The following is a 2,086-nucleotide window of genomic DNA, read 5'->3' on the forward strand; positions in this document are numbered from 1 at the left end:
ACCCGATGCATCGCTGCAACGGTGTGTGGAATGCCGCCTCTTCGTTGCTCCATCAGGCTTTGCGGGCACCCGTAAACGTCCGTTACCTGTCTCGCATACCCGTTTCACCTGTGTCAGCGTCCGGTGCCTAGACTCCGAACCGTAGTCACATGACGCACGACACGTGCAGGGAGTCGCGAAATGAGCAAGAAACTTATTCTCGGTGCAGTTCTCGGTGTAGCGGCGCTGGCAGCCTCGGGCGTCGCGTCGGCCCACGTCGACCTGTCGGTCGGCATCGGCGTGCCGGGCGTCTACACGGCGCCGGCGCCCGTCTACGTGGCGCCGCCTCCGCCGGTGATGTACGCGCCGGTCGGCTACCGGGACGACGACTGGCGTGCGCGGCAGTGGCGTGAACACGAGTGGCGCCGCCGTGAATGGCGCGAGCACGAGTGGCGCGAGCGCGCGTGGCGTGACGGTGGCGGCTGGCGCGGCCGTTGGGACTGAGCGCGACCGGCTCACGAGCGCACTGATCACGACGGCCTGAGGAGAGTGATCACATGAATCCCATCCGGCACATCGGACGGTATGCAGCCGCCGCAGTCGTTGCGCTCGCAACGATCGGCAGCGCGCACGCGGCGGGCTGCATGAAGGGCGCGGTGGTCGGCGGTGTGGCCGGCCACTACGCGGGGCACCACGCGGTGGTCGGCGCGGTCGGCGGCTGTATCGTCGGCCATCACATGGCGAAGAAGCAGGCGCAAGAGCAGGCCGCGCAGCACAGGGCCGCCGCGCAGGGCATGCAGCCGGCGCAGTAAGCGACCTCGTCACCGGGGCGATGCCGTCGCGTCGCTCCGGTGCTCCGTTCCCGCGTGCATGTATGTCCCGAATTGATCCGACGAATGCGTGCCGCACGCGTCGTTACGATCATTTACAACGTCGTGCGGCGCGAATTGTGCGCGTTCATAAAATGCAGTCACACAAACGCGCTCCAGGGAGCACAAGATGAAACAGCAACGATATCTGTCCGTCCTGACGGCCGCGCTGCTCGCGCTCGGCTCGGTGTCCGCCCATGCGGCGGCCGGCGGCAATGGCGGGGGCAACGGTGGCGGTCATGGCGCTGGCGGCTCGGGCGGCAACGCGGGCGGGATGTCCGGCGGTCACATGAGCGGCCAGGCGCTGAGCAACTCGAACGGCATGCACGCGGGCGACCGCGACAAGGGCCTCGCGCGCGCGGCCGACCGTTCCGACACGATCGCCGACCGCGCCGGCACGCAGCCGGGCCGCGGTCACTCGCACGCGCATGGCCATACCGCGCATGCGTCGACGTCCACGCATCATTCGCATCGGAATGCATTTGGCCGCACGCTGTAAGCACGGCCGGCGAATGCAGGAGAAGGGCGCTTCGGCGCCCTTTTTTCATGGTGAAAACGCAACGAGGCTGCCGACCGGAAACATCATGCCGACCCGATTTGCAACCAGCCGTAACTGCGTCGCCCGCCCGCGAGAATACGGATGGCTTTCATGCGAATGACAGGATGAAAACCGGCCGGAGCAACAGGCGCCGCGGGCACTCGGCACGATCGGTAAAGGCCCGGCCACGCCGATAAAAAAGGGCGGCTCGTCGCCGCCCTTCGTCTCACCGCCCCGCGCCCGCCGTCGGCGCCGCAGGTTCGAACAACGCATCGGCCTGCGTGACCCGCACGAAGCGCGCCGCGCCGTCGCCGTCGACCAGCGCGCGGAAATGCGCTTCGCCGCACGCGAGCTTCGCGCGCTCGTGCTCGCTCGGCACGTGGCCGTCGGCATTCGGCGTATCGACGACGAAGTACAGCCGCTCGCCGCCGTCCTGTTCCGCGAGCACGGCCCAGTCGGGGTGATAGCTGCCGAGCGGCGTCTGCACACGGAACCACGCCGGCAGCTTCGCGTACAGCTTCACGCCGTCGTGCGCTTCGAGCGCATCGGCGAACGCGCGCTCCGCGTCCGTCTCGCACACGACCGCTTCGTGGATCGACTTGCGTGCGTCCGGCCGCAGGTTGCGTAATAACTTCGTATAGCATACATTATACGAAGTTATACGACAAAGCAACGCATGAAGCGTCGATGCGTTGCGCGA

3 protein-coding genes and 1 pseudogene are annotated in these 2,086 nt (G+C 67.3%); 3 read left to right on the plus strand and 1 reads right to left on the minus strand.

The window, feature by feature from the left end; all coding sequences use genetic code 11:
• Positions 1 to 180 precede the first annotated feature (180 nt).
• The 3 genes from JMF90_RS34760 (at position 181) to JMF90_RS34770 (ending at position 1,347) form a co-directional block, all read left to right on the plus strand.
• Positions 181 to 483 carry a hypothetical protein gene (locus tag JMF90_RS34760; RefSeq protein WP_006477218.1) on the plus strand — a complete coding sequence of 101 codons (303 nt, stop codon included), beginning with the start codon at positions 181 to 183 and terminating at the stop codon, positions 481 to 483.
• Positions 484 to 536: 53 nt separating this feature from the next.
• Positions 537 to 791: a hypothetical protein gene (locus JMF90_RS34765; protein ID WP_201316665.1), complete on the plus strand. Its 255-nt coding sequence runs from the start codon at positions 537 to 539 to the stop codon at positions 789 to 791.
• Between the two features lie 187 nt (positions 792 to 978).
• Positions 979 to 1,347, plus strand: coding sequence for a hypothetical protein (locus tag JMF90_RS34770; protein ID WP_062884220.1), 369 nt, complete (start codon positions 979 to 981; stop codon positions 1,345 to 1,347).
• A 265-nt stretch (positions 1,348 to 1,612) separates the two neighbouring features.
• On the opposite strand, the pseudogene JMF90_RS34775 reads toward JMF90_RS34770, so the two are convergent.
• Positions 1,613 to 2,086 (minus strand): annotated as a pseudogene (locus JMF90_RS34775) (hypothetical protein); the annotation flags it as partial.

It is taken from the genome of Burkholderia sp. E168m23 (genome assembly GCF_016586125.1).
Taxonomy (GTDB): domain Bacteria; phylum Pseudomonadota; class Gammaproteobacteria; order Burkholderiales; family Burkholderiaceae; genus Burkholderia; species Burkholderia orbicola.